Below are 25,487 nucleotides of genomic sequence, written 5' to 3'. Positions count from 1 at the left end.
TCCGGGATGCCGGCTGCAGAGCGGATCGCCTGCGGCCGCCACGGGGCGTTCAAGGCGCGGCGCGGGTGCGCGGAAACAGCAGGTCGATGAAGCGCTCCGCGGTCGGCTGGGGCTCGTGGTTGGCGAGCCCCGGGCGCTCGTTGGCTTCGATGATCACGTAGTCGGGGCCATCGACCGCCGGCACCAGGAAGTCGAGCCCGGTGACCGGGATATCGAGCGTGCGCGCGGCGCGCTCGGCCGCCGCGCGCAGCGCCGGGTGAAGTTCGGCGGTGACGTCATGGATGGTGCCGCCGGTGTGCAGGTTGGCGGTGTTGCGCACCTGCACGCGGACGTCGACGTCGAGCACCGTCTCCAGCCGGTAGCCGCGGGCGCCGATGCAGCGCACGGTTTCGTCGTCGAGCGGGATGCGCGCTTCACCGCCGGTGGCGGCAGCGCGGCGCCGGCTCTGGCACTCGATGAGCTCGCGGACGGTGCTCACCCCGTCGCCCACCACCACCGGGGGGCGGCGCACCGCGGCGGCGACGACCTGGTAGTCGATGACGACGATGCGCAGATCCTCGCCACGGCAGCATTCCTCGACAATCACCCGGTCGCAGAAGCGCCGCGCGCGCGCGATCGCCGCGCGCACTTCGTCGGCGCAGCGCAGGTCGACGCTGATCCCCTTGCCCTGCTCGCCCTCGACCGGCTTCACCACCACCGCGCCGCACGCGGCGAGCAGGGCCGGCCAGCGTTCCTCGGCGGCGGCACCCCCCTCGACGCCGACCTGGCGCGGCACCGCCAGCCCAGCGGCGGCGAGCAGCTTCAGCGTGACCCGCTTGTCCTGGCAGCGGCTCATCGCCACCGCACTGGTCAGCTCCGACAGCGACTCGCGGCAGACGATGCTGCGCCCGCCCAGGGTGAGGCGGAAGTAGCCGTTCTCGGCATCGATCGCCTCGGCATGGATGCCGCGCCGCACCGCTTCATCCACGAGTAGGCGGGCATAAGGATTGAGCGCCTGCAGGCCCTCGCCGCCGCTGGTGAACAGCGGCTCGTTGATCGCGTTGCGCCGCTTCACCGCGAACGCCGGAATGCGCTGGAAGCCGAGTTTTTCGTAGAGCGCGATCGCCTGCTCGTTGTCGTGCAGCACCGACACGTCCATCCATTCCCGCCCGCGGGCGAGAAAATGCTCGGCCAGGTAACGCACCAGGGCTTCGCCCACCCCCGGGTGGGCGGCCTGCGGCGCCACCGCCAGCGCCCACAGGCTGGCGCCGTGCTGCGGGTCGGCGAACGCTTCGACGTGATCCAGCCCCATCGCCACCCCGATCACCTCGCCGCTCGCGCGGTCCTCGGCAAGCGCATAACTGATCGCGCGGCTGGCGCGCGCCCGCCATACCGCCGGGGCATCAACCGGCACCATCCGGCGCGCGCGGTAGAGGACGTTGATCGCGGCGACATCGGCACGGGTGCGCAGGCGGCGCAGAGTGAAGCCGCGCCGCCCGACCGAGCGCGGATGATAGGCGTTGAGATTGAGGCGGAAGGCGTCGGAGGGATCGAGAAAGAGCTGCTGCGGCGCGCTCGCCACCACCACCTGCGGCTTCTCGACGTAGAACGCGATGTCGCGCTGGCCATGGCGTTCCGCAAGCAGGGCGTGGGCGAGGGCGGCCGGATCGCGCCAGGTCTGCGCCGGCAGCAGCCGCCCCCAGCCGCAGTCGACGACGACGTCGGCGGGCATCCCGGCCGCTTCCGGCTGACCGGCAGGCAGCAGCAGGGGCAGGTGCGAGGGCCGGTTCCCGGCGCGCAGGGCGCGCGCGATGTGCTTGCGGATCATGAACGCCCCCTCAGCCAAGGTGGGTCTGCAGCCACCACTCGAGCAGACCGAGCTGCCACAGCTTGGAGCCGCGCAGCGGAGTGATGTGGGCGGACGGCTCGGCGAGCAGGGCGTCGACGTAGTCCTGGCGGAACAGCCCGCGCTCGCGCGCGGCGCGGCTCGACAGCGCATCGCGCACGCGCTCGAGCACCGGCCCCTGCAGGTACTTCAGCGCCGGCACCGGGAAGTAGCCTTTCGGGCGGTCGATCACCGCCGCCGGGATCCGCTTGCGCGCCGCCTCCTTGAGCACCCCCTTGCCGCCGTGGGCGAGCTTGTGGCGCGCCGGGATGCGCGCGGCGAGCTCGACTAGCTCGTGGTCGAGGAAAGGCACGCGCGCTTCCAGACCGAAAGCCATCGTCATGTTGTCGACGCGCTTCACCGGGTCGTCGACGAGCATCACCGTGGTGTCCAGGCGCAGCGCCTTCTCCACCGGATCATCGGCGCCCGGCGCACCGAAGCTGGCGGCGACGAAGGCGGCGCTCGCATCGACGCCGTGCCACGGCGGATTCACCGTGGCGAGGTACTCGTCGTAATCGCGGTCGCGGAAAGCGGCGAGGTAATCGGCCACCGGATCGGCGCTGGCGGCGAGCTTCGGATACCAGTGGTAGCCGCCGAAGACCTCGTCCGCGCCCTGCCCGCTCTGCACCACCTTGCTGTGGCGGCTCACCGCCTCGGCGAGCAGGTAGAAGCCGATGCAGTCGTGGCTCACCATCGGCTCGTTCATCGCCGCCACCGCCTCGGGCAGACGGGTCAGCAGCTCGCGCTCGGGGACGAAGATGCGCTCGTGCACGGTACCGAATTCGCCCGCGACGATGTCGGCGTACTCGAACTCGTTGCCTTTCTCGCCGCCGACGTCCTCGAAACCGACGTTGTAGGTGCGCAGCTCGCGCACCCCGGCCTCGGCCATCAGGCCGACGATCAGGCTCGAATCGACGCCGCCGGAAAGCAGTGCGCCGACCGGCACGTCCGCCACCAGGCGGCGCCTGACCGCGGCGCGCAGGGCGTCGAGCAGGACCTCGGACCACTCCTCGAAGCTACGCGCCTCATCCGCCGCATCGCGGGCGTATTCGAGCGACCAGAAACGGCGCTCGCTGCGCCGGCCGTCGGCCTCGATGCGCATCAGCGTGCCGGGGGCGAGCTTGCGCACCCCGGCCAGCAGCGTGTGCGGCGCCGGCACCACGGCGTGGAAGGACAGGTAGTAGTTGAGCGCCGCCGGGTCGATCGCGGTGTCCACGCCCCCCGCGGCGAGCAGCGCCGGCAGCGCCGAGGCGAAGCGCAGCCCGCCGTCGATCGGCGCGTAATACAGCGGCTTGATGCCGAGGCGGTCGCGACCGAGGAGGACCCGGCCGCTGTCGCGCTCCCAGAGGGCGAAGGCGAACATGCCGTTTACGCGGCCGACGAAGTCCTCGCCCCAGGCGTGGTAGGCCTTCAGCAGCACCTCGGTGTCGCCGTGCGAGTAGAACGAATAGCCCTTGCCCTCGAGCTCGCGGCGCAGTTCGGGATGGTTGTAGATCGCGCCGTTGAAGACGATGCCCAGACCGAGCGCGGGATCGAACATCGGCTGCTGCGCCGACTCGGACAGATCCATGATCTTCAGCCGGCGATGCCCCCAGGCCTGGCTGCCCTGGGCATACACCCCGCCCCCATCCGGTCCGCGTCGGATCTGCTGCGCATTCATCCGCGCCAGCGCGGCCAGATCGGGGGCTTGCCCGTCGAATCTCAACTCACCTGCAATGCCACACATTGAACTTCCTGTCCGTTCTCGAGACCTCCATTCTAACAAATTAGTTTTGTGCAAACTTTTTAAGCATAAAAGCGCCCCCGGACCGGACGGTCCGGAGGCGTCTCCGCCCGCGGATCAGAACGCGTTTTCCGGAAAGCGCGCCAGCGCGCCACCCGCGTCGCGCACGGTGACAGCGTGGGCGGCGGCCTGCGGGCCGATCGTAGCGAAGTAGAAACGGGTGAGCTCGATGAGGCTGCGCAGATAGACCGGATCGTGTGTCTCGCCCTGCCCGCCGCCGGCCCCCGCCAGCCGCCCCCGTGCTGCGAGCGCGGCCCGCGCCAGCTGCCAGCCGCCGCACACCGTGCCGAGCAGCATCAGGAAAGGCACCGCACCGGCGAGCACGTCGGCGGGCTGGTCGCGGCCGTTGGCGAGGATCCAGTCCGCCGCCCCCTCGAGGGCGTCGATGTTGTCGGCGAAGCCGTCGGCGATCTCGCCCAGGCTGCCGTCCGCGCGCAGCACGTCCAGGGTCGCGCGCAGCTCGGCGAGCAGCTCACGCAGGGTCTCGCCGTTCTCGCGCAGGATCTTGCGCCCGACGAGGTCGTTGCCCTGGATGCCGGTGGTGCCCTCGTAGATGGTGATGATGCGGGCGTCGCGGAAGAACTGGGCGATGCCGGTCTCCTCGACGAAGCCCATGCCGCCGAAGACCTGGATGGCGTCGTCGCAGATCTCGTTGCCGACTTCGGTGCACCAACCCTTGGCCACCGGCATCAGCAGGTCGACGTAGCGCCGGCAGCGGCCGGCGACCTCGGGGTCGGGGTGGTGGCGGGCGCGGTCGAACCAGCCCGCGGCGGTGTACAGCAGCGCGCGCATCGCCATCAGCCGCGCCCGCATCGACAGCAGCATGCGCTTGACGTCGGGGTGGCACAGGATCGGCCGCCCGCTCGCGCCGCTGAGCGCATCGCGCCCCTGCACGCGCTCGCGCGCATGGGCGAGGGCGAACTGGTAGGCGCGCTCGCCCAGCCCCACGCCCTGGACGCCGACGCCGAAGCGGGCCTCGTTCATCATGATGAACATCGTCTCCAGGCCACGGTTGGGGGCGCCGAGCAGGTAGCCCACCGCACCACCACCATCGCCGTAGCTCATCGTGCACGTCGGGCTGCCGTGGATGCCGAGCTTGTGCTCGATCGAGATGCAGCGCACGTCGTTCTTCGCCGCCGGCTCGCCGTCGGCGTCGAGCAGGTACTTGGGGACGATGAACAGCGACAGCCCCTTCACCCCCGCGGGCGCATCGGGCAGGCGCGCGAGCACCAGATGCACGATGTTGGCGGTGAGTTCGTGCTCGCCGTAGGAAATGAAGATCTTCTGCCCGAACAGGCGGTAGCTGCCGTCGGCCTGCGGCTCGGCGCGGCAGCGGGTGGCGGCGAGATCGGAGCCGGCCTGCGGCTCGGTGAGGTTCATCGTGCTCCCCCACTCGCCGCTCACCACCTTGCGCAGCCAGGTCTCCTTCTGCGCCTCGGTGGCGGCGATCAGCAGCGCCTCGGCCTGGCTGACGTTGAGCTGGGGCAGCATGGTAAACGCCATGTTGGTGGAGAACCACATCTCCCACACCGCGGTGGACAGGATCCGCGGCAGGCCCTGGCCGCCCCATTCCTGCGGCAGCGACAGCCCGATCCAGCCCGCCTCGGCGAAGCGCGCGTAAGCCTGCTGCCAACCTGCGGGCACGTGCACCCGCCCGTCGCCGTCCAGGCGGCAGCCCTCGACGTCGCCCGGATAGTTGATCGGCGCCAGCACGCCGGCGGCGAAGCGGCCGGCCTCTTCGAGCACCGCCGCCACCAGCTCGGGCGAAGCCTCCTCGCAACCGGGCAGGGCGGCGATCTCGTCGAGCCCGGCGAGCTCGTCCAGGATGAACTGCATGTCGCGCAGCGGCGCGTTGTAATCGACCATGTTCGGCGCTCTCCTCGTTGCCCGGCGGTTCAGCGCGGCGCCAGCCGGATCGCGCCGTCGAGACGGATGGTCTCGCCGTTGATCATGACGTTGTCGACGATGCTGCACACCAGCCGGGCGTACTCGGCAGGCTGGCCGAGGCGCGGCGGGAAGGGCACCGAGGCCGCCAGCGAAGCCTGGATCTCGGGCGGCAGGGTATGCATCATCGGGGTCAGGAACAGGCCGGGGGCGATGGTGACGACGCGGATCCCGCTTTTCGCCAGCTCGCGCGCGATCGGTAGGGTCATCGACACGATGCCGCCCTTCGAGGCGGCGTAGGCGGCCTGGCCGATCTGGCCTTCGAAGGCGGCGATCGAGGCGGTGTTGATGATCACCCCGCGCTCGCCGTCGGCCTGCTCCGCCCCCTGCGCCATCGCCGCCGCGGCAAGGCGGATCATGTTGAAGGTGCCGATCAGGTTCACCTGGATCGAGCGCGTGAACTCGGCCAGCGCCAGCGGGCCGTTCTTGCCCAGCACCTTGCCGGCGTTGCCGATGCCGGCGCAATTGACCAGCCCGTGCACGCCGCCGAAGCGCGCCTGCGCCAGTTCAACCGCAGCCTGCGCGTCGCCCTCGTCGGCGACGTTGGTGCGAGCGAACGCGGCGCGTGCGCCGAGGGCGGCGGCGAGGCCTTCCCCGGCCTCGACGTTGAGGTCGGCGATCAGCACCTGCGCGCCGCCGCCGTGGAGGGCGCGCACGGTCGCCTCACCGAGGCCGGACGCGCCGCCGGTGACGATGAAGGTATTGCCTGCGAGTTTCATGATGCGTTCTCCGGTCCTGTGTCAGCCTGCGTTCTCGAGCACGATCGCCACCCCCTGGCCGCCGCCGCAGCACGCCGACGACACGCCGTGCTGCAGGCCGGCTTCCTTCAGCTCGCGCGCCACCGTGGTGGTCAGGCGCACGCCCGAAGTGCCCAGCGGATGGCCGATCGCGATCGCGCCGCCATGGACGTTGACCTTGTCGCGGTCGAGCCCGAGCTCGCGCTCGCAGGCGAGGTACTGCGCACCGAAGGCCTCGTTGATCTCGATGCGGCCGAAGTCGCCCACCCCGAGCCCGGCGGTGCGCGCCGCGGCGCGGATCGCCGGGGCCGGGCCGATGCCCATGATCTCCGGCGGCACCGCCACCACCGCCCCGGCGACGATGCGCGCCAGCGGGGTCAGGCCGTGGGCGCGCACCCAGTCGCCGCGGGCGACGATCACCGCCGCCGCGCCATCGACGATCGCCGAGCTGTTGCCGCCGGTCTGCACGCCACCGAAGGCGGGCTTGAGCTTTTGCAGGGTCTCGAAGGGGGTCGGACGCACATGGCCGTCGCGTTCGCAGCACACGGCGCAATCGGCGAGCTTGAGGCTGCGCGGCTGGTAGCCGTCCAGCGTCCACGTGGCGTTGGTCACCGGGCACACCTCGCCGTCGAAGTAGCCGCTTTCCCAGCCGGCGAGCGCGCGCGCGAAGCTCTGCTCGGCGAAGCGGTCGACCTCCTCGCGGCCGATGCCGTAGCGCCGGGCGAGGTTCTCGGCGGTGTCGCCCATGCTTGCCGCGGGCGCGGTGTCCTTGGTCGCTTCCCACAGGAAGTCGCGGAAATCGACCTGCCCCATGCGAAAGCCGGCGCGATGGGTGTAGGCCGCCACCGGATTGCGCGACATCGACTCGGCGCCCACGCATAGCACCACCTGCGCCTTGCCCAGGGTGATCTGGTCGGCGGCGCTGAGGATGGTCTCGAAGCCGGTGCCGCACAGGCGCTGCACCAGCACCGCCGGCACGTTCGGATCGACGCCGGAATAGAGGCCGACGTGGCGCGGCAGGAAATAGGCGTCGAAGCTCGCCTGCGCCATGTTGCCGGCGACGATGGCGCCGACTTCGGTGGCGGGGATGCCGCTCTTCTCGAACAGCGCGCGCGCGGCGAAGATGCCCAGGTCGGTGGGCGAGACGTCGCGCAGCACGCCGTTGTAGTCGGCGAACGGGGTGCGCTGGCCGGCGACCAGCCAGATGTCGTCGTAGGCGCTGCTCAGCGCCGACGCTTCGGATGCGGAGTACGGGTTGCTCATTGCTGCGGTCCCTTGCCTTTGCGGTTGAGGAAATGGCCGATGCGCTCGGCGACTTCGGGGCTGGTCTGGGTCAGGGCGGCGGTCAGCGACTCGACGAACAGGCCGTCCTCGCTCGCCATGTTGTCGATGCGCGAGATCGCCGACACCATCGCCCAGTTCGCCATCGGCGCGTTCTCGGCGATGCGCCGGGCCAGCTGCTGCGCCTTCGCCAGGCTCTCACCGGCACCGACCAGATAGTGCGACAGGCCCAGGCGCTGGCCGTCTTCGGCGTCGAGGATGCGCCCGGTGAGCATCATTTCGCACATCCGCCCGGCGCCGATGATGCGCGCCACCCGCACCGAGCCGCCGCCGCCGACGAAGATGCCGTGGCGGCCTTCAGGCAGCTGGTAGATCGTGTCCGGCTCGGCCACCCGCACGTGGGTGGACATCGCCAGCTCCAGCCCGCCGCCGATCACCGCCCCCTGCAGCGCGCTCACCACCGGAATGCCGCCGTTCTGGAGGCGGTCGAAGATGCGGTGCCAGCCGCGCGAGTGCAGCATCACGCCGAAAGGCTCGCGGTGCTGGTGCTCGGAGAGGTCGAGCCCGGCACAGAAGTGCTCGCCGTCGCCGGCGAGGATGATCACCCGCGTGCCGGCCGGGGTCGCGATCAGGGCCTGCTCGAGCGCTTCGAGGAGGCGGTCGCTGATCGCGTTGCGCTTTTCCGGCCGCGCCAGGGTGACGGTATAGATGTGGTCTTCGGTCGAGGTCCTGACCAGTTGTTCGCTCATTGTCATTGTTTGGTTCCGGTAGTTCAGATTGCGGCGTGCACCGTGATCACGGTCTTGTCCGGCATGTCGGCATGGAGGAACTCGACCAGATCGGCGCGGCGGCCGAGCGCGATGCGCTGGTTGATGTAACCCTTGTCGGTGATCTCGCCGGCCTCCACCGAAGGCGGTTCGGCCATCAGCAGGGCGCGGGTAGGATAGGTCGAAGTGCCGCCGCCCTTGCCTTTCATCATCGCCATGCCGTGGCGCACGCGGCTGCGGATCTCGGGGTTCATCAGCACGTCGACCAGGGAGGCGTCCGGCGCCAGGCCCGGACACAGGCGGCGGCATTCCGGAATGTTGGGGAAGATCAGGAAGCCGATCTCGTCGCGGTCGTGGCCGGTGACGACGATGTCCTGGGCGATCGGCTTCATCGCGTCGATGCCGGCCACGCGCAGCGAACCGACATGGACCCAGGTGCCGGTGAGCAGTTTGAAGTCCTCGCCGATGCGGCCGTCGAACAGCAGGCCGAGCTCGGGGCGCGCGGGATCGACGAACTCGACCGCATCGCCGATCATGTAGAAGCCCTCCTCGTCGAAGGATTTCGCCGTGATCTCGGCCTGTTTCCAGTAGCCGGGGAACACGTTCGGCCCCTTCACCCGCACTTCGAGCTTGTCCGCCGACGGCACGAGCTTGAGCGTGGTGCCCGGAATCGGCACCCCGATCACCCCCGAGCGGATCGCATCGAAATGGCAGTCGGTGGCCATCGGCGCGGTCTCGGTCGAGCCCCACGAGGACACGATCATCACTTTCTTGCCGGTGGTCGCCTCGGACAGTTCCTCGAGCGCCGACCACAGGTGGTGCGGCAGCGCCGCGCCGGCGTAGAAAATGAACTTCAGCCGGCGGAAGAAGCTTTCGCGCAGGGCGGCGTCCTCGCGCAGCAGCGGCACCAGCATGTCGTAGGCGCGCGGGACGTTGAAGTACATCGTCGGCGACACTTCCTTGAGGTTGTTCACCGTGCGCTCGAGCAGCGCCGGCGTCGGCTTGCCGTCGTCGATGTACACCGACCCGCCCCAGCGCAGCACCATGTTCATGTTGTGATTGCTGCCGAAGGTGTGGCTCCACGGCAGCCATTCGACCAGCACCGGCGGCTCGCCGGCGAGGAAAGGCCACATCAGCGCCTTCGCCGTCTGGTTCGAGCACATCATGCGCTGGGTGTTGATCACCGCCTTCGGCGTGCCCACCGAACCCGAAGTGAACAGGAACTTGCCGATGGTGTCGGGGGTGATGCGGGCGAAGGCCGCCATCACCGCGGCCTCGTCGGCATCGCCCTCGAGCATCGCGAACGGCAGGGTGCCGGCGGTCGGCGCACTGTTGCCGCCGGCGACCACGACGCCGTCGTGGAGTTCGCCGATCGCCGCCAGCGCGGGAGCGAAGCGCTCCACCGGATCGGCGTAGATGAGCCCGGGGCGGAGCAGCTCGATGTTGCCCTTGAGCTTGACGAAGTCCTTCGACATCAGCGAGTTGCCCGGCGAGATCGCGCTCGAAGGGACGCCGATGTGCATCGCCGCCAGCATCAGCAGGGCGTGCTCGATCGAGTTGTCGGACAGGATCACCACCGGGCGCTCGGCCGACAGCTTCTGTCCGAGCAGCCAGGTCGCGATCGCCAGCACGCGGCGGCGGGCCTCGCCGTAGCTCAGCCGCACCCATTCGCCGGCGCGGTCGCGCTCGGCGAGGAACAGGCGATCGGGCGCCGCCTTCGCCCAGTGCTCGAACCAGTCGCCCACGCAACGGGTGTAGGTATCGGGAAAGGGAATGCCGGAGCGCAACAGCTGCGTTCCGTCCGGCCGCCGGTCGACGCTGACCACCGGCAGGGAGAACATGCGCTCCATTTCCTGGGTATCGACGCTCATGATGTTCCTCTCGCCTGTTCCGCCGCCGCTCACTGCCCGATCAGGGTGTAGCGGCCCTGGTCGATGCGCACCAGCACGCGACCACGCCGGTCGAGACCGAAGTGGTCGTCGGGACTCATGTTGTAGACCCCATGCACCCCGACCACGTCCTTGTTGGTTTCGAGCGCATCGCGTACGGCCTGGCGGAACTCGGCCGTGCCCGGGCGGGCGCTCTTGAGCGCGACCGGAACCGCCGCCTCGAGCAGGCGGTAGGCGTCATAGGCGTGGCCGGCGAAGGACGAGAAGCTGCCGGCACCGTATTTTTCCTCGTACTGGTGGACGAAGGCGGCACCGATGCGCTTCGAGGGGTGATCGCCGGCGATCTGGTTCACCACCACGACCGGCCCGACCGGCAGGATCACGCCGTCGGCCGCCTTGCCGGCAACGCTGAGGAAAGCCTGGTTGGCGACCGCGTGGGTCTGGTAGACCTGCCCCTTGTAGCCGCGCTCGACCAGGGTGGTCTGGGGCAGGGCGGCGGGGCTGCCGGAGCCGACGACGATGATCGCATCGGGCTGTGCCGCGACCAGCTTGAGCACCTGGCCGGTCACCGAAGTGTCGTTGCGCGCATAGCGTTCGATCACCCCGAGCTTGATCCCGGCCTGTTCGAGCAAGGGGTTGAGCGCGGCCAGCCATTCGTCACCGTAGGCATCGGAGAAGCCGATGAAGCCCAGCGTCTTGACCCCGGCGGATTTCATGTGTTCGACCAGCGCCCCGGCCATCACGCTGTTGTGCTGCGGCGTACGGAACGCCCACTGCCCCCGGTCGGCCGGCAGGCTGACCGGCGACAGGGCGATGTGCGGCGTCCTGGTCTCGAACGCGACCTGCGCGATCGCGGCACTGGCCGGCGTCACCGCCGAGCCCACCAGCACGTCGACCTTTTCTTCGGTGACCAGCTTGCGCGCATTCTTGGTCGCGTTCGACGGGTCGGAGCCGTCGTCGAGCACGATGTAACGCACTTTCTCGCCGCCGATCTCGCCCGGCAGCAGGGCGAACGCGTTCTTCTCGGGAATGCCGAGCGAGGCCCCGGGGCCGGTCGTCGACACCGAAATACCGACCACCACCTCGGCCAATGCGGACTGTCCGGCCAGCAGGCCGAGGGCCGAACACAGCACTGCGAGTTTCTTCACTTTCATCATCTTCGCTCCTCCGGTTTTCGATTCCGGACCCGCTCGGGCCCGAGGGTCTTGGCTGGGTGAAACCGGGGCTCGGCCGCCTCGCGGGGCCGTCCCTCTTGCTGTATCGCGCAACGCACCGCCCGGGCGTCCCGCCGTGACATTCACGGCCATCACCGCACGCTGCGACGGCGATGCAAAGCTAACCCGGACAAACTAACTTGTCAAACCATTGTTCAAATAATTATTCTATTACTGAAGCCGCTTGCAGCGAAGGTCCGAGCCGAAGCCGGACGACCGCGCTAGAATTCGCCTCCCACTTCCGGAACCGCCGTCCCGCCCTATCGCCGATGACACAGGACAGCCCCCCTTCCGCCCTCACTTCCGCCGCGGCCGACGAGATCGAATCGGCCATCCTCGACCTCGCCCGCAGCGAACCGACGCTCGGCCAGGCCGCCGTCGCCGGGCGCCTGCGTCAGAGCGGATTGCAGATCTCCGCCTCCGGGGTGCGCTACATCTGGCAGAAACACGGCCTCGAAACCGCGGTGAAGCGCCTGCAGGCGCTCGCCGACGCGGCGCCCGAAGGGGTCGACGCGCTGAGTGAGAGCCAGCGCCACCTGCTCGAGCGCGGCACGCTCAGCACCCGGCTGGCACGCGACGCGCACACCGGCGAGGAGCACGGGAAAGGCGGCGATGGCGGGGGTGCGGCGCTCGACCGCCGCCAGCTGATCCTGCACGCGGCGGCACGGCTGTTTTCCCAGCAAGGCTACGACCGCACCTCGATCCGCGACATCGCCGGCGAAGTCGGCCTGCTGCCGGGCTCGGTGTATCACCACTTCGCCTCCAAGGAGGCGCTCTATCTCGCCGTGCACCGGGAAGGCTTCAAGCGCGTGCAGGAACGGGCGAAAGCCGCCGCTGCCGCCGGCCGCGACCCTTGGGACAGCCTGCGGCGTGCGTGCGAAGTGCACGTCTCGGGCATGGTCGGGGATTCGCCGATCGATCGCATCACCGGGCGCAGCCTCGCGTTCACCGGCCATCAGAACCTGCTGGCAATGACCCGCGACGACCGCGAGGCGTTCGAAAAGATTTACCGGGACCTGATCGACGCCCTCCCCCTGGCGCCGGGCGCCGACCGCACCCTGCTGCGCCTGGTGCTGCTGGGCGCGCTGAACTGGGTGTTCATCTGGTACCGCGAAGGCCGGCGCAGCCCGGCGGCGATCGCCGAAGGCATCGTCGACATCGTCCGCCGCGGCGTCCAGGCCTAACGCCCGCCCGCATCGGCCCGCGCCGTGCCCCCGGGCAGCGCCCCTTTCCGCTCCTCCCCCACCGGCGCGCCGAGCAGTTCGCGGATCAGCCCGCGCAGCCAGCGGTTGCCCGGATCGTGGTGGAAGCGCTCGTGCCAGTGCTGCTTGATGTCATAGTCCGGGAGCGGGAACGGCACCGGATAGGCGCAGAAACGCCCGCGCCCGCGGAGCATTTCACCGAGGCGGGTGGGAATGGTGACGAGCAGTTCGGTGTGCTCGACGACGAAGGCGACGCCGATGAAGTTGGGCACCTGCAGCGCCACCCGGCGGACGATGTTCTGCCGTGCCAGTTCGCGGTCCAGGTAATGGTGGCCGGTCCCCGAAGTCGTCACCACGGCATGCTCCTCGGCCTCGAACTGCGCCAGATCGAGCGCGCCCCGGATGCGCGGGTGGTCGGCGCTCGCGAGGCAGACGTAGTGCTGGCGGAACAGGGCCTGCTGATAGAAGCCGGCCTCGAGCTGGGGCATGAAGCCGAGCGCCAGATCGATGTCGCCCGTCTCCAGGCGGGCGGGCGTGTCGGCCGCCAGATGGATCACCTCGATGCGCACCCCCGGGGCCTGCGCGCGCAGGCGCGCCCACAGCCCGGGCAGCAGCACCAGCTGCGAGATGTCGGTCATGGCGACGCGGAAGCTGCGCTCGACGCTGGCCGGGTCGAAGCTGCTGCGATGCCTCAGCGCCACATCGAGAGCATCGATCGCGGCGCGGATTGGCTGCACCAGCTCCTCGCCGAGCGGCGTCGGGTCCATCCCGGTCGAGGTGCGCACGAACAGCGGATCGTCGAAGTGCTGGCGCAGCTTGCCCAGCGCGATGCTGACCGCCGGCTGTCCCAGCCCCAGTTGTTCGGCGGCCAGGCTGACGCTGCGCGTCTTGTAGATTTCATCGAAGACCTGGAGCAGGCGGGTGTCGATGTTCAGCATGACCATGCCTTCTATTTCGTTTTGGAATTGATCTTATTCGATTCCGTGCATGGATTGAATTCTGCTCCACCGCTACAGTTCGAGCCGTAGAAATTATTTTGATCCATATTAAAGAAAAACCGATGCATCGGTTTTTCCTGCCCCCGGAGACAGTTCACCATGCAGCAACTCGGCACCCTCGAAGACCTGCCCCTCGAATACCGCGAAGCGCTCAGCGCGCAAAACCTCGTCCCGCTGTGGCCCAGCCTGCGCGCGGTGCTGCCCCCGGGCAAGCCGGCGCTGCGCACCCGCCCCACCTGCTGGTCCTACGCCGCGCTGCGCCCGCTGCTGCTGCAGGCCGGCGAGCTGACCCCGATCGAGAAGGCCGAACGCCGCGTGCTGGTGCTCGCCAACCCCGGCCACGGCCTGGAGAAGATGCAGGCCAGCTCGAGCATCTACCTCGGCATGCAGCTGCTGCTGCCGGGCGAGTGGGCGCCCGCGCACAAGCACACGCCCAATGCCGTGCGCATGATCGTCGAAGGCGAAGGCGCGTACACCACCGTCGACGGTGAAAAGTGCCCGATGCGCCGCGGCGACCTGATCCTGACCCCCACCGGGCTGTGGCACGAGCACGGCCACGACGGCAGCGAACCGGTGATCTGGCTCGACGTGCTCGACCTGCCGCTGGTGTATTACACCGAAGCTTCCTACCACGTCGAGGGCCGGGCGCAGGAGGTGCGCGCCACCCTCACCGAGCGCAGCTACGCCCGCGGCGGCATCGTCCCCTCGCCGGTATTCACCCGCGGCAGCGCGCGCCAGTACCCGATGCTGCGCTACCCCTGGGCGGAGGCCCGCGCCGCGCTGCTCGACCTGGCCGAGTCGCAGCCGCAGCTCGAGGCGGTGCAGGTCGCCTACGTGAACCCCGAGACCGGCGCCGACTGCCAGAACATCCTCGGCTTCTCGGCACTGATGCTGCGTCCGGGCGAAACCCTGAACCTGCCCGTGCGCTCGCCGGCGATGGTCTTCCACCTGATCGAGGGCAGCGCCGAAGTCGCCATCGACGGCAGCCCCTTCGCCCTCGCGCCGGCCGACACCTGCTGCGCGCCGGGCTACACCCTGGTGAGCCTGAAGAACCGCTCGACGAGCGAACCCGCCTTCCTCTTCATCGCCGACGAAAGCCCGCTGCACAAGAAGCTCGGCGTTTATGAAGTGCGCCCCTGAACGGCGCACCCTCCTGCATCCCCTTCCCTATTCGAGCGAGCGAGAACATGAGCGAAATCCAGTACCTGTGGGCCCCGTCGCCGGTCTATTCCCTGCCCGTGCGCGGCACCGGCGCACGCTTCCCGGTGCGGCGCATCTTCTGCGTCGGCCGTAACTACCACGCCCACGCGGTGGAGATGGGGCGCCCGGTGGACAAGGCGACGATGAGCCCCTTCTATTTCCTGAAGGACGCCTCCACCCTGGTCGACTCCGGCGCCACCGTGCCCTACCCGGCCGGCACCTCGAACTACCACTTCGAAATGGAACTGGTGGTCGCGATCGGCAAGGCCGGTTTCCGCGTCGCCGAAGCCGAGGCCGATGAGCTGATCTACGGCTACGCCGCCGGTCTCGACATGACCCGCCGCGACCTTCAGCTCGTCGCCCGCGAGCAGGGCCGGCCCTGGGACCTGGGCAAGAACTTCGAGAAGTCGGCCGTATGCACCGAGATCGTCCCCGCCGCCGGCCAGGCCGTGCTCGACAAGGGCGCGATCCACCTGGAAGTCAACGGCGAGACCAAGCAACGCGCCGACCTGTCGATGCTGATCTGGAACATCCGCGAAATCATCGCCGACCTGTCGAAGTTCTATCACCTCGAACCGGGCGACCTGATCTACACCGGCACGCCGGAAGGCGTCGGCGCGGTGAAGCCGGGCGACCGCATTACCGGCCACGTCGACGGGGTCGGCGACATCGTCCTGAACATCGGCCAGCCCGAATGAACCCGCCCCTGACGGAGGAGACGTCCATGACCCAGCAAGCAATCCAACAGCCGCTTCCCGTCCTCGTCGCCGGCGGCGGCATCGGCGGCCTCGCCGCCGCCCTCGCCCTCGTGCGCCAGGGCTTCCGGGTGAAGGTCCTCGAACAGGCCGCCGAGATCGGCGAGATCGGCGCCGGCATCCAGCTCGGCCCCAACGCCTTTCACGCCTTCGACGCCCTCGGTGTCGGCGACAAGGCGCGCGGCCGCGCGGTCTATACCGACTACATGGTGATGCACGACGCCATCGACGAGTACCAGGTCGGCAAGATTCCCACCGGCAAGGCCTTCATCGAGCGCTTCGGCAACCCCTACGCGGTGATCCACCGCGTCGACGTGCACCTGTCGCTGCTCGAAGGCGCGCAGGAAACCGGCCGCGTCGAGTTCCTGACCTCGACCCGGGTCGAGCGCATCGAGCAGGACGAAAGCAGCGTCACCGTGTACGACCAGCACGGCACCGCCCACCGGGGCATCGCCCTGATCGGCGCCGACGGGGTCAAATCGGTGGTGCGCCAGCAGTTCGTCGGCGACCCGGCACGGGTCACCGGCCACGTCGTCTATCGCGCCGTGATCGACAAGAAGGACTTCCCCGAGAATCTCCAGTGGAACGCCGCCAGCATCTGGGTCGGCCCCAACTGCCACCTCGTGCACTACCCGCTGCGCGGCGGCGAGCAGTACAACGTGGTCGTCACCTTCCACTCGCGCAACCAGGAAGAATGGGGCGTCACCGAGGGCAGCAAGGAAGAGGTGCAGAGCTACTTCCAGGGCATCTGCGCGAAAGCGCGCCAGCTCATCGACCTGCCCCAGAGCTGGAAGCGCTGGGCCACCGCCGACCGCGAGCCGATCGGCCAATGGAGCTTCGGCCGCGTCACCCTGCTCGGCGACGCCGCCCACCCGACCACCCAGTACATGGCCCAGGGTGCGTGCATGGCGCTGGAAGACGCGGTGACGCTGGGCGAGGCGCTGCGCGTGAACGACAACGACTTCGCCAAGGCCTTCGACCTCTACCAGCGCTCGCGCGTCGCCCGCACCGCGCGCATCGTGCTGTCCTCGCGCGAGATGGGCCGCATCTACCACGCCAAGGGGGTCGAGCGCCTGGTGCGCAACGAGCTGTGGAAAGGCCGCACGCCGGAACGCTTCTACGACGCGATGGAATGGCTCTACGGCTGGAACGTCACCAACTGCCTGGCGCGGGACTGAGGGAGGGCGGGCCGATGAAGCTGTACAACTTCTTCCGCAGCGGCAGCTCGCACCGCCTGCGCATCGCGCTCAACCTGAAGGGCATCGCCTACGAGTACGTGCCGGTCGACCTGCGCACCGAGGAGCACCTCGGTGCCGCGTTCAAGGCGGTCAACCCGCAGCAGTTGGTGCCGGCGCTGGTCGACGGCGAGCTGACCCTGATCCAGTCGCCGGCGGTGATCGAATGGCTCGAGGAGCGCCACCCCACCCCGCCGCTGCTGCCGGCGAACACCGAGGACCGCGCCCGCGTGCGGGCGATGGCGGCGATCGTCGGCTGCGATATCCACCCGATCAACAACCGCCGCATCCTCGAATACCTGCGCGGGCCGCTCGGCGCCGACGAGGACGCGGTCAACGCCTGGTGCGCCACCTGGATCCGCGCCGGCTTCGAAGCGCTCGAAGCGATGCTCGCCGCCGACCGGCGGCGCGGGCGCTTCTGCTTCGGCGACACGCCCGGTCTGGCCGACGTCTATCTGGTGCCGCAGGTCGACAGCGCGCGCCGCTTCAAGGTGGACCTCGCCCCCTACCCGAACATCGTCGCCATCGATGCCGCCTGCGCCGAGCTCGACGCTTTCCGGCGCGCCGCTCCGGGCGCACAGCCCGATGCGCGCTGAAGCCCGTGCGCTGAATACCTTGCCCCGCCCCCACCCCACAGAGAAGATGCCAATGAAACTGATCAACGCCGCGCGCGCCACCCTCGCCGCCCTCGCCCTGTCCACCCTCGCGTTCACCGCCCACGCCCAGAGCCTGAAGCTCGGCCACATCACCCCGCCCACCCACGTCTGGCACCAGGTGTCGGAAAAAATCGCCACCGAGCTGGAAAAGGCCACCGAGGGCAAGATGAAAGTGGCGGTCAGTCCGCTGCAGAAGCTGGGCAACGAAGCGCAGATGATCAACCTGATGCAGGCCGGCGCCCAGCACCTCGGCGTATTTACCGTCGGCGGCCTCTCCAACCGCGAGGAGTCCTTCCTCGGCTGGTCGCTGCCCTACGTGTTCCAGGACGTCGCCCACGCCTCACGCGCCGCCACCACTGCGGCGGCGCGGGAAATGCTCGCGCGCCTCGACCAGCACGGCCTGGTCGGGCTGGGCTACGCCTTCGCCGGAATGCGTCACGTGCTGTCGCTGCAGCCGGTGACTTCGGCCAAGGATCTGGCCAACAAGAAGGTGCGCTCCTTCCCCAGCCCGGTGTACAACGACTGGTGGAACGCCAACGGCGCCGCGCCGACCGCGATGCCGCTGTCCGAAGTCGCCCCCTCGCTCACCACCAAGCTGCTCGACGCGGTCGATGTCGACCTCGACGCTCTGGTCGGGCTGAAATTCCACCAGCAGGCCCCCTACCTGACGCTGACCAACCACATGGCCTTCCCGGCGGCGATCGTCGCCTCCAAGAAGTGGTGGCAAAGCCGCACCCCGGAAGAGCGCGCGCTGATCGCCAAGGTCGTCGCCGAAGCCGAGCAATGGGGCTTCCAGGCCGCGATCGCGGCAGACCGCGACAATCTCGCCAAGGCCAAGGCCGACGGCGTCACCGTGGTCGACGCCGACATCGACTCCTTCCGCGCGGTCGGCAGCACGGTGCGCGACCGCTACACCGCAAAGAACCCGCTGATCGCCCAGTTCTACGATCAGGCCAAGGGTCTCTGAGCGCTCCCGGAAAAAAGGCAGACGCCGCGCAGCGGGCGGCGTCTGCCCGCACGCATTGAGCGAAGGAATCGACGCAGATGTTCAAGTTCATCCAAGGGATCGACCAAGGCCTGGTCCGGATCGAGCGCAGCCTGGTGATCGGCCTCACCGGCGCGATCGCCGGCATCATGATGAGCCAGGTCGTGATGCGCTACTTCTTCTCCGCCCCGATCTTCTGGGCCGAGGAAATCTCGGTGCAGATGCTGGTGTTCGCGACCCTGTTCGGGCTGTCGCTGCTCGTCCACCACAGCATGCTGGTGAGCATCGATTTCCTCCCCCGCGCCCTGCCCGGGCGCAGCCGCCACGCCCTGCTCGCAGTGCTCGGCGGAGTGATGCTGGCGCTGCTCGCGTTCGTCGCCTGGCTCGGCTGGGAATGGGTCGCCCGCCCCGACGTTCGCCTCGAGCTCGGCGCCACCACCCAGCTGCCGCGCTGGTACAACTACACGGTGCTGCCGCTCGCCCTGACGGTGATGGCCTGGCACCAGCTCGTCGCCATCGTGCGTGAAGTGCGCGCCTGCCGCGGAGCGGCGCAATGATCACCCTGCTCGTGTTCTTCGGCCTGCTGTTCGCGGGCCTGCCGATCATCGGCAGCATCCTCGCCGCGGCCATCGTGTTCATGGTCACCAGCGATCTCGCGGTGCTCTACGACTCGATCCCGATCCAGCTCTACGGCGCGCTCGAAATCAACAGCCTGCTCGCCATCCCGCTGTTCCTGCTGGTGGGCGAGATCATGAACAAGGCCGGCCTCACCCAGCGCCTGATCGCGGTCGCCGAAGTCCTGGTCGGCGGCATCAAGGGCGGCCTCGCCTATGCCAACCTGTTCACCAACGCGATGGCGGCCTCGATCCTGGGCTCGGCGGTGGCGCAGATCGGGGTGATGAGCAAGGTCATGATCCCGGCCATGGAGCGCATGGGCTACCCCCGCGCCTTCTCCGGCGCGGTCACCGTTTCCGCCGGCCTGCTCGGGCCGATCATTCCGCCCTCGATGCTGATGATCATCTACGGCGTCGTCGCCGTGCAGCCGATCGCACCGCTGTTCATCGCCGGCATCGTGCCCGGCATCCTGGTCGTGTCGGCGCTCGCCCTCGTCATCTTTTTGTTCGGCGTGTTCGGCCCCGGCCTGCCCGCCGGCAGCCGCAGCGCGCGCAAGGCCTCGCTCAAGATCCTGCTCGAAGGCCTGGTACCGGCGCTGATCCCGACGGTGGTGATCGCCGGCATCATGGCCGGAGTGATGACGCCGACCGAATCGGGCGCGGTCGCCTCGATCATCTCCCTGGTGCTGGGTTTCGTCTATCGCGAAATCAAGCCCCGCGATCTGGGCAGGATCCTGCTCGAAGTCGGCATCAACACCGCCACCATAACCGGCCTGATCGCAGCCGCCTCGGTGCTGAGCTGGGTGCTCGCCTTCCAGGGCGTGCCCGACCTCGTGGTCGAGTACATGCGGGGACTCACCGACTCGCCCTTCGTCTTCCTCATCCTGGTGATCGCGATGATGCTCATCCTGGGCATGTTCCTCGAGAGCATCAGCGTACTGATCGTCGTCGTACCACTGCTGATGCCGGTCGTCACCAGCCTGGGCATCGACCCGATCCACTTCGGCGTGATCTGCACGATGGCCACCGTGATCGGCCTGGTGACGCCGCCCGTGGGTCCCGGGCTCTACATCGCCATGGTCCAGGCCGACATCCGCATGGGCCCGCTGTTCTACGCCACCGCGCCCTTCCTCGCAGCCGTGCTGCTGGTGCTGCTGGTGCTGGCCGCGGTTCCGGCCCTGTCGACCTGGCTGCCCGCCCTGATGAGCGCCCACTAAGCTGCGGCCGCGCACGGTACAGCCCCCTCCTTTTGCACAACCGGACGGACATTGCCATGACCTCCTCTGCCCCGACCACGGACAAGAACGCACCGCTCCAGGACTTCTCCCAGTGCCATGCCGGCATCCTCGGCAAGCTCGACATGCTGAGCCAGCTGCCTGCGCTGCTGGAGCCCGCCACCCGGGCCCGGATCATCGCCGCCAGCGCCCTCGAATTTTTCCGCGAAGCGATCTTCGAACACCACCTCGACGAGGAGCGTGAGCTGTTCCCCGCCGTCCTCGCCAGCGCCGAAAAGGGCGCCGAGGCCGAGCGGGTGCAGGCCCTCGCCCGCCGCCTGACCGACGAGCACCGCGAGCTCGAAGCCGCCTGGAAGCGCCTGGAGCCGGGGCTCAAGCGGGTGGCCAAAGGCCAGGGCAGCGAACTCGACGTGACCGACATCGAGGACCTGATCCGCCGTTATCGCGCCCACGCCGAATTCGAGGAAGTCGAATACCTGCCCTTGTCGCAGGCGATCCTGGGGCGCAACGCCAGCCACCTCGCCGCCCTCGGGCTGTCGCTGCACATGCGCCACGCCCCGAAGCGGCCGGCGACCTACATCTGAACAGGCCGCCGTGAAGATGACGGTGGACTATCGAGGTCCTTTCGGTATACTGAATAACCGTTCATTCAGTTTCAGCCACACGCTTTTTCCCGGAGGAGACGCACGATGAAAGTCCGCAACACCGCACTTGGCCTCATCTCCACCCTGCTGCTGCCGACTGCGGCGCAGGCCGAAGAAGTCGTATTGAGAGTTGCCCACTTCCTGCCGCCGACCACGCCGATGCACGCCAAGGTGATCGCGCCCTGGTGCGACAAGATCGCGGCCGAATCGCAGGGCAAGATGAAGTGCCAGATCTACCCGGCGATGCAGCTCGGTGGCACGCCGCCGCAGCTGCTCAGCCAGGTGCGCGACGGCGTTGCCGACGTGGTATGGACCCTGCCGGGGTATACGCCCGGCCGCTTCCCCGTATCGGAAGTGTTCGAGCTGCCCTTCATCACCACCACGCACGAGCCGTCCGCACGCGCGATGTGGGATTTCGTCCAGGCCCATGCGATGAGCGAATTCGCCGGCATCAAGCCGCTCGCGGTGTGGGTCAACGGCCCCAACGTGCTCCATTTCCGCGACAAGCAGGTACAGAATCTGGAAGACCTGAAGGGCATGAAAGTGCGTGCGCCTTCGCGTCTGGGCAACAAGCTGCTGGCTTCGCTCGGCGCCACGCCGGTGGGCATGCCGGTGCCGCAGATGGCCGAGAGCCTGTCCAAGGGCGTGATCGAAGGCGCGCTCATTCCGTGGGAAGTGGTGCCGGCAACGAAGACCCAGGAACTGACCAAGTTCCATGCGGAGTCCGGCGCCGAGCGGGCGATGACGACGGCGACGATGATCTACGTCATGAACCAGAAGAAGTACGACAGCCTGCCCGCCGAGCTCAAGCAGGTCATCGACAACAACAGCGGGCGCGAATTCTCCGCCTGGGTCGCCGCCCAGCACGTCGCCGCCGACACCGTGGGGCGCGAGAGGACCGCGGCCAACGGCAACCTCATCTATTCGATCCCGGCCGAGGAAATGGCCAAGTGGGAAGCGGCGGCCAAGCCGGTGACCGCCGAATGGATCAAGGAAAGCAGCGCCCGGGGCAGCGACGGCCAGAAGCTGTACGACGACGCCGTCGCCCTGGTGAAAAAGTACTCCGAGTAAAGACGGGCCGCAGCCTCTGGCAAAAAAACCGCCGCCGGATGTTCCGGCGGCGGTTTTTTTCGCAGTCCTGGGGGCGGGCGGCTCATCCGCCCGCCCAGCCGGGGCGTTAGTTAAAGACCCACAATGCGACCAGCGAAATGCTGGGGAAGAAGACGAGGAGGAAAATGCGCAGGATGTCCGAGGCGAGGAAAGGAAGCACGCCACGGAAGATCGTCGCCATCGGAATGTCCTTGGCCACCCCGTTGATGATGTAGACGTTCATCCCCACCGGCGGTGTGATCAGACCGACCTCCATCACCACCAGCGCCACCATCCCGAACCAGATCGCCTTTTCTTCCAGCCCCAGGCCCCAGTACTCCATGCCCAGAACGATCGGCAGGAAGATCGGCACCGTCAGCAGGATCATCGACAGGCTGTCCATCACGCAGCCGAGCAGCAGATAGATGAGGATGATGGAAAACAATACGGTGAACGGACCGAAGCCCATTTCCTGCACCCAGGCCGCCGCCTCTGCCGGCAGCTGCGACAGCGCCATGAACGAATTCAGCGTATCGGCACCGAGCAGGATCAGGAACATCATGCCGGTTCCTTTCGCCGTCCCGTACAGGCACTCCATCAGCCCCGCCCCTTTCAGGCCGCCCGAGCGCCAGGCCGCGACCCCGGTGGCGAGCGCACCGATCGAGGCCGCCTCGGTCGGCGTGAACAGCCCGCCGTAGATGCCGCCGATCACCACCAGGAAGATCAGGAGCACCGGCCAGGTCTCGATCACCGTGCTCAGACGCTCCGCCCACGAATGCCGCGGCGTCCCCGGTCCGCCCGCAACCGGATCCAGGCGGCAGACGATGCCGATCACCACCATGTAACCGACTGCCGCCAGGATGCCCGGCAGGAACGCGGCCAGGAACAGCTTGGCGATGTTCTGCTCGGCCATGATGGCGTAGATCACCAGCGGCACCGAAGGCGGGATCAGGATGCCCAGTGTGCCGCCGGCGGCGACCGAGCCGGCCGCCAGCGACGGCTTGTACTGATGGCGCTTGAGTTCGGGCAGCACGACGTGCGACATCGTCGCCGCCGTCGCCAGCGAGGACCCGCAGATCGCGCCGAAGCCGGCGCACGAGCTCACTCCGGCCATCGCCATGCCGCCCTTCCAGTGGCCGATGAAGGCGTTGCCGGCCTTGAACAGGGCGCGCGACAGGCCGCCATGGGTCGCGAACTGCCCCATCAACAGAAACAGCGGCACCACCGACAGGTCGTACAGCGAAAAGCGTCCGTAAGGAGCGTTCTTCAGGTAGGCGAGCAAGGGATCGAGCCCGGACACCCAGATATAGCCGATGCCACCGGTCAGGAACATGGCGACGCCGATCTGCACGCGCAGCGCCAGCATCCCCATCATGACCGCGCCCATCGTCAGGCCGATTAGACTGCCGCTCATCGTTTGCTCTCCCTGCACAATTCCTGGGTGAAGGTGTACAGCGCGGTGATTCCCAGCAACACGAACGCGGGCACCACCGGCACGTAGCCCCACCAGATCGGCAGGGAAATCACCATCGACGTCTCACCGTATTCGCGCATTTCGATCATGCCCGCCCAGATCCTCCAGGCCAGCACGAAGGCGCAGAACGCCATCAGCAGCGCGGCCATCGAGTCGAGGATCCGCTTCAACCAAGGCGAGGCCCACAGGGTGAAGAAATCCACGAACACATGCCCGCCTTTCAGCTGGCAGTAAGGCAGGCACATCGCGATCCCCATTGCCGACAGCATCTGCACCAACTCATAGTCGCCAGGCACCGGCAAATTGAATGCAGCCCGCCCCACCACGCTGACCACCGACATTACCGCCTCGATGCAGAACATCAGGCCGGCAAGCAGCGCCAGCACGGTACAGGCCAGTTCGATACTCCTGCCGATCACCCCGCAGGTGCGGGGGGCCGACTCGATTACGGATTCAGCCATGCCATCCTCCTCCAGTTTTCTCTGCGAACCCGGCGCCGGCCTCGCTTGGCACAGGCGCCGGCGCAAAGACTGCCTTATTTCGAGTGCTTGTCGACGAGCGCGGCGGCTTCGTCATGCAGCTTCTGTCCGTCCAGCCCCTTCGCCGAGATTTCCTTGACCCATTCGGCGGTCACCGGCTTCGCCGCAGCCTGCCATTTTGCGATTTCCTCCACGGGAATCTGGGTGATGGTGTTGCCTTGCGCCTGGGCAGCCTTGCGCCCGTCTTCGTCCGGTTCGGTGAACTGTGCCGACACCCACGCCGAAGTCTCACGCCCGCTGTTGGCGTCGATGACCTGCTTCAACTCGGGGGGCAGGCTGTCGTACTTCTTCTGGTTCATGACGAAGATCATCGTCGCCGCGATCAGCGGATGATTGCCGCCGGCCTCGGCATGAAACTTGGTCAGTTCATGAGCCTTCGTCGCCGGCACCACTTCCCACGGCACCAGCGCGCCTTCGATCACACCCTTGGACAGGCTCTCGGCCATCTGCGGCACCGGCATGCCCACCGGCGTGGCACCGAGCGATGCCAGCAGCTTGGTGCCCAGGCGTGAAGGCGCACGCACTTTCATGCCCTTCAGGTCTTCCAGATTCCGCACCTGCTTGTCGCGGAAATGGAGCACATACGGCCCGGTCACCCAGGTGGCGAGCGGCTTGAGGCCGGCGAATTCGCTCATCGCGTGGCCCTGGACGAAATCCCACAGCGCACGCGACGACGCTTCGCGCCCGGTGGTGAAGAACGGCAGCTCGAACACTTCCGATACCGGGAAGCGGCCGGCGGTATACCCCGGCAGCGTCCATACGATATCGGCGACGCCATCGCGCACCTGGCTGAGCAGTTGCGGCGGCGTGCCGCCGAGCTGCATCGCCGGGTAGATCTGGCACTTCATCTTGCCGTGCGATTCGGCCGCGATCTTGTCGCACCACGGCACGATGAACTTGGTGTGGGCGGGCGAAACCGGCGGCAGGAAATGCGCGACTCTCAACAGCACTTCCCCGGCCTGCGCTACCGCCGGAACGAACACGGCGGCAGCGAAGCCGAGCGCCAGACTGCGAACCTTCATGGGAATCTCCTCGTCATCTTCGATTGGTGCATGCGGCCCGGGCTGCTTGCCGGGGAGCGGCGAGTCTGCCGTCCGGGACGGAGCACCGACAGCCGGCCGCGACACTATCTGGTATACAAAAAATGAATAGCCGGCTCGATCATATCGCGGCTTCGGTCGGCCACTCCCAGTGCCTGACGGCGAGGTGCGGCTCCTTTCCCGGTGGAGCATGAGGGTGAATGTTCGACGTCAAACAATGAACGACCGTTCATTCATCCTAAATCCGGCAGTTACCCCAGCCCATCTGCATGATCAGCCAGCAAACGGAGGGGGTTCGGTGGCCCGATGGCTGCCAGCGTGCGCTTGAGCTGCTCACAGCAG

General features: G+C 68.1%; 22 protein-coding genes. 10 read left to right on the top strand and 12 right to left on the bottom strand.

The features are described 5' to 3' along the window. Positions 1–49: 49 nt before the first annotated feature. The 8 genes from ngg to MXC99_RS06460 all read right to left on the bottom strand — a co-directional run bounded on the left by ngg (position 50) and on the right by MXC99_RS06460 (position 11,419). Entirely contained in the window at positions 50–1,807 is a 1,758-nt protein-coding gene (ngg, locus tag MXC99_RS06495; RefSeq protein ID WP_247724676.1) for an N-acetylglutaminylglutamine synthetase, read from the bottom strand. A gap of 10 nt (positions 1,808–1,817) precedes the next feature. Then, positions 1,818–3,590, bottom strand: a complete 1,773-nt coding sequence (locus MXC99_RS06490; RefSeq protein ID WP_247724675.1) for an N-acetylglutaminylglutamine amidotransferase — start codon at positions 3,588–3,590, stop codon at positions 1,818–1,820. A 114-nt stretch (positions 3,591–3,704) separates the two neighbouring features. Then, positions 3,705–5,513 (bottom strand): acyl-CoA dehydrogenase, encoded by a 1,809-nt coding sequence (locus tag MXC99_RS06485; protein WP_247724674.1) that lies wholly within the window; start codon positions 5,511–5,513, stop codon positions 3,705–3,707. A gap of 29 nt (positions 5,514–5,542) precedes the next feature. After that, entirely contained in the window at positions 5,543–6,310 is a 768-nt protein-coding gene (locus tag MXC99_RS06480; protein ID WP_075147497.1) for an SDR family NAD(P)-dependent oxidoreductase, read from the bottom strand. Between the two features lie 21 nt (positions 6,311–6,331). Then, complete coding sequence (locus tag MXC99_RS06475) at positions 6,332–7,591, bottom strand: thiolase family protein (protein ID WP_247724673.1); 1,260 nt, start codon at positions 7,589–7,591, stop codon at positions 6,332–6,334. After that, positions 7,588–8,358, bottom strand: a complete 771-nt coding sequence (locus MXC99_RS06470) for a crotonase/enoyl-CoA hydratase family protein (RefSeq protein ID WP_247724705.1) — start codon at positions 8,356–8,358, stop codon at positions 7,588–7,590. Before MXC99_RS06470 ends, MXC99_RS06475 begins: the two co-directional genes overlap by 4 nt. Before the next feature lie 23 nt (positions 8,359–8,381). Continuing rightward, on the bottom strand, positions 8,382–10,247 hold the full coding sequence (locus tag MXC99_RS06465) for a feruloyl-CoA synthase (protein WP_247724672.1): 1,866 nt from the start codon (positions 10,245–10,247) through the stop codon (positions 8,382–8,384). Between the two features lie 29 nt (positions 10,248–10,276). Further along, a complete protein-coding gene (locus MXC99_RS06460) occupies positions 10,277–11,419 on the bottom strand; it encodes an ABC transporter substrate-binding protein (RefSeq protein ID WP_247724671.1) in 1,143 nt (380 codons plus the stop codon). A 329-nt stretch (positions 11,420–11,748) separates the two neighbouring features. Between MXC99_RS06460 and MXC99_RS06455 the strand changes: the two genes are divergently transcribed. Further along, positions 11,749–12,663, top strand: coding sequence for a TetR/AcrR family transcriptional regulator (locus tag MXC99_RS06455; protein WP_247724670.1), 915 nt, complete (start codon positions 11,749–11,751; stop codon positions 12,661–12,663). On the opposite strand, the gene MXC99_RS06450 is transcribed toward MXC99_RS06455, so the two are convergent. Beyond that, positions 12,660–13,625, bottom strand: a complete 966-nt coding sequence (locus tag MXC99_RS06450) for a LysR family transcriptional regulator (RefSeq protein ID WP_247724669.1) — start codon at positions 13,623–13,625, stop codon at positions 12,660–12,662. The two genes, MXC99_RS06455 and MXC99_RS06450, sit on opposite strands and share 4 nt — an antisense overlap. Positions 13,626–13,778: 153 nt before the next feature. On the opposite strand from MXC99_RS06450, the gene MXC99_RS06445 reads away from it, so the two are divergent. The 9 genes from MXC99_RS06445 to MXC99_RS06405 all read left to right on the top strand — a co-directional run bounded on the left by MXC99_RS06445 (position 13,779) and on the right by MXC99_RS06405 (position 22,074). Then, positions 13,779–14,819, top strand: coding sequence for a cupin domain-containing protein (locus tag MXC99_RS06445; RefSeq protein ID WP_247724668.1), 1,041 nt, complete (start codon positions 13,779–13,781; stop codon positions 14,817–14,819). A gap of 47 nt (positions 14,820–14,866) precedes the next feature. Then, the gene (locus MXC99_RS06440) at positions 14,867–15,577 is read left to right on the top strand and encodes a fumarylacetoacetate hydrolase family protein (protein WP_247724667.1); all 711 of its coding nucleotides are present in this window, start codon (positions 14,867–14,869) and stop codon (positions 15,575–15,577) included. Positions 15,578–15,603: 26 nt separating this feature from the next. Further along, entirely contained in the window at positions 15,604–16,812 is a 1,209-nt protein-coding gene (locus MXC99_RS06435; RefSeq protein ID WP_247724666.1) for a 3-hydroxybenzoate 6-monooxygenase, read from the top strand. 14 nt (positions 16,813–16,826) lie between these two features. After that, complete coding sequence (gene maiA / locus MXC99_RS06430) at positions 16,827–17,465, top strand: maleylacetoacetate isomerase (protein WP_247724665.1); 639 nt, start codon at positions 16,827–16,829, stop codon at positions 17,463–17,465. A 52-nt stretch (positions 17,466–17,517) separates the two neighbouring features. Beyond that, complete coding sequence (locus MXC99_RS06425) at positions 17,518–18,492, top strand: TRAP transporter substrate-binding protein (protein ID WP_247724664.1); 975 nt, start codon at positions 17,518–17,520, stop codon at positions 18,490–18,492. Between the two features lie 77 nt (positions 18,493–18,569). Then, entirely contained in the window at positions 18,570–19,067 is a 498-nt protein-coding gene (locus tag MXC99_RS06420) for a TRAP transporter small permease (RefSeq protein WP_247724663.1), read from the top strand. Continuing rightward, the gene (locus MXC99_RS06415) at positions 19,064–20,341 is read left to right on the top strand and encodes a TRAP transporter large permease (protein ID WP_247724662.1); all 1,278 of its coding nucleotides are present in this window, start codon (positions 19,064–19,066) and stop codon (positions 20,339–20,341) included. Before MXC99_RS06420 ends, MXC99_RS06415 begins: the two co-directional genes overlap by 4 nt. Positions 20,342–20,397: 56 nt before the next feature. Next, positions 20,398–20,943: a hemerythrin domain-containing protein gene (locus tag MXC99_RS06410; protein WP_247724661.1), complete on the top strand. Its 546-nt coding sequence runs from the start codon at positions 20,398–20,400 to the stop codon at positions 20,941–20,943. A gap of 105 nt (positions 20,944–21,048) precedes the next feature. Continuing rightward, a complete protein-coding gene (locus MXC99_RS06405; RefSeq protein WP_247724660.1) occupies positions 21,049–22,074 on the top strand; it encodes a TRAP transporter substrate-binding protein in 1,026 nt (341 codons plus the stop codon). 106 nt (positions 22,075–22,180) lie between these two features. Here the strand turns inward: MXC99_RS06405 and MXC99_RS06400 are convergent, their stop codons facing one another. From MXC99_RS06400 to MXC99_RS06390, 3 genes are all read right to left on the bottom strand, one after another. Beyond that, positions 22,181–23,506, bottom strand: a complete 1,326-nt coding sequence (locus tag MXC99_RS06400) for a TRAP transporter large permease (protein WP_247724659.1) — start codon at positions 23,504–23,506, stop codon at positions 22,181–22,183. Beyond that, on the bottom strand, positions 23,503–24,027 hold the full coding sequence (locus MXC99_RS06395; protein ID WP_247724658.1) for a TRAP transporter small permease: 525 nt from the start codon (positions 24,025–24,027) through the stop codon (positions 23,503–23,505). Before MXC99_RS06395 ends, MXC99_RS06400 begins: the two co-directional genes overlap by 4 nt. Positions 24,028–24,101: 74 nt before the next feature. Continuing rightward, the gene (locus MXC99_RS06390; RefSeq protein WP_247724657.1) at positions 24,102–25,127 is read right to left on the bottom strand and encodes a TRAP transporter substrate-binding protein; all 1,026 of its coding nucleotides are present in this window, start codon (positions 25,125–25,127) and stop codon (positions 24,102–24,104) included. Between the last annotated feature and the right edge of the window lie 360 nt (positions 25,128–25,487).

Origin of the sequence: Thauera aromatica (assembly GCF_023093595.1) — a bacterium.
In the GTDB taxonomy this organism is placed as follows: Bacteria; Pseudomonadota; Gammaproteobacteria; order Burkholderiales; family Rhodocyclaceae; genus Thauera; species Thauera aromatica_A.
This window is presented reverse-complemented; position numbering and strand designations above follow the sequence as displayed.

What these genes read in the sequence shown, in the direction of transcription:
- ngg (WP_247724676.1), bottom strand. Translation starts at nt 1,807, where the DNA reads ATGATCCGCAAGCACATCGCGCGCGCCCTGCGCGCCGGGAACCGGCCC.
- MXC99_RS06490 (WP_247724675.1), bottom strand. Translation starts at nt 3,590, where the DNA reads ATGTGTGGCATTGCAGGTGAGTTGAGATTCGACGGGCAAGCCCCCGAT.
- MXC99_RS06485 (WP_247724674.1), bottom strand. Translation starts at nt 5,513, where the DNA reads ATGGTCGATTACAACGCGCCGCTGCGCGACATGCAGTTCATCCTGGAC.
- MXC99_RS06480 (WP_075147497.1), bottom strand. Translation starts at nt 6,310, where the DNA reads ATGAAACTCGCAGGCAATACCTTCATCGTCACCGGCGGCGCGTCCGGC.
- MXC99_RS06475 (WP_247724673.1), bottom strand. Translation starts at nt 7,591, where the DNA reads ATGAGCAACCCGTACTCCGCATCCGAAGCGTCGGCGCTGAGCAGCGCC.
- MXC99_RS06470 (WP_247724705.1), bottom strand. Translation starts at nt 8,358, where the DNA reads ATGAGCGAACAACTGGTCAGGACCTCGACCGAAGACCACATCTATACC.
- MXC99_RS06465 (WP_247724672.1), bottom strand. Translation starts at nt 10,247, where the DNA reads ATGAGCGTCGATACCCAGGAAATGGAGCGCATGTTCTCCCTGCCGGTG.
- MXC99_RS06460 (WP_247724671.1), bottom strand. Translation starts at nt 11,419, where the DNA reads ATGAAAGTGAAGAAACTCGCAGTGCTGTGTTCGGCCCTCGGCCTGCTG.
- MXC99_RS06455 (WP_247724670.1), top strand. Translation starts at nt 11,749, where the DNA reads ATGACACAGGACAGCCCCCCTTCCGCCCTCACTTCCGCCGCGGCCGAC.
- MXC99_RS06450 (WP_247724669.1), bottom strand. Translation starts at nt 13,625, where the DNA reads ATGGTCATGCTGAACATCGACACCCGCCTGCTCCAGGTCTTCGATGAA.
- MXC99_RS06445 (WP_247724668.1), top strand. Translation starts at nt 13,779, where the DNA reads ATGCAGCAACTCGGCACCCTCGAAGACCTGCCCCTCGAATACCGCGAA.
- MXC99_RS06440 (WP_247724667.1), top strand. Translation starts at nt 14,867, where the DNA reads ATGAGCGAAATCCAGTACCTGTGGGCCCCGTCGCCGGTCTATTCCCTG.
- MXC99_RS06435 (WP_247724666.1), top strand. Translation starts at nt 15,604, where the DNA reads ATGACCCAGCAAGCAATCCAACAGCCGCTTCCCGTCCTCGTCGCCGGC.
- maiA (WP_247724665.1), top strand. Translation starts at nt 16,827, where the DNA reads ATGAAGCTGTACAACTTCTTCCGCAGCGGCAGCTCGCACCGCCTGCGC.
- MXC99_RS06425 (WP_247724664.1), top strand. Translation starts at nt 17,518, where the DNA reads ATGAAACTGATCAACGCCGCGCGCGCCACCCTCGCCGCCCTCGCCCTG.
- MXC99_RS06420 (WP_247724663.1), top strand. Translation starts at nt 18,570, where the DNA reads ATGTTCAAGTTCATCCAAGGGATCGACCAAGGCCTGGTCCGGATCGAG.
- MXC99_RS06415 (WP_247724662.1), top strand. Translation starts at nt 19,064, where the DNA reads ATGATCACCCTGCTCGTGTTCTTCGGCCTGCTGTTCGCGGGCCTGCCG.
- MXC99_RS06410 (WP_247724661.1), top strand. Translation starts at nt 20,398, where the DNA reads ATGACCTCCTCTGCCCCGACCACGGACAAGAACGCACCGCTCCAGGAC.
- MXC99_RS06405 (WP_247724660.1), top strand. Translation starts at nt 21,049, where the DNA reads ATGAAAGTCCGCAACACCGCACTTGGCCTCATCTCCACCCTGCTGCTG.
- MXC99_RS06400 (WP_247724659.1), bottom strand. Translation starts at nt 23,506, where the DNA reads ATGAGCGGCAGTCTAATCGGCCTGACGATGGGCGCGGTCATGATGGGG.
- MXC99_RS06395 (WP_247724658.1), bottom strand. Translation starts at nt 24,027, where the DNA reads ATGGCTGAATCCGTAATCGAGTCGGCCCCCCGCACCTGCGGGGTGATC.
- MXC99_RS06390 (WP_247724657.1), bottom strand. Translation starts at nt 25,127, where the DNA reads ATGAAGGTTCGCAGTCTGGCGCTCGGCTTCGCTGCCGCCGTGTTCGTT.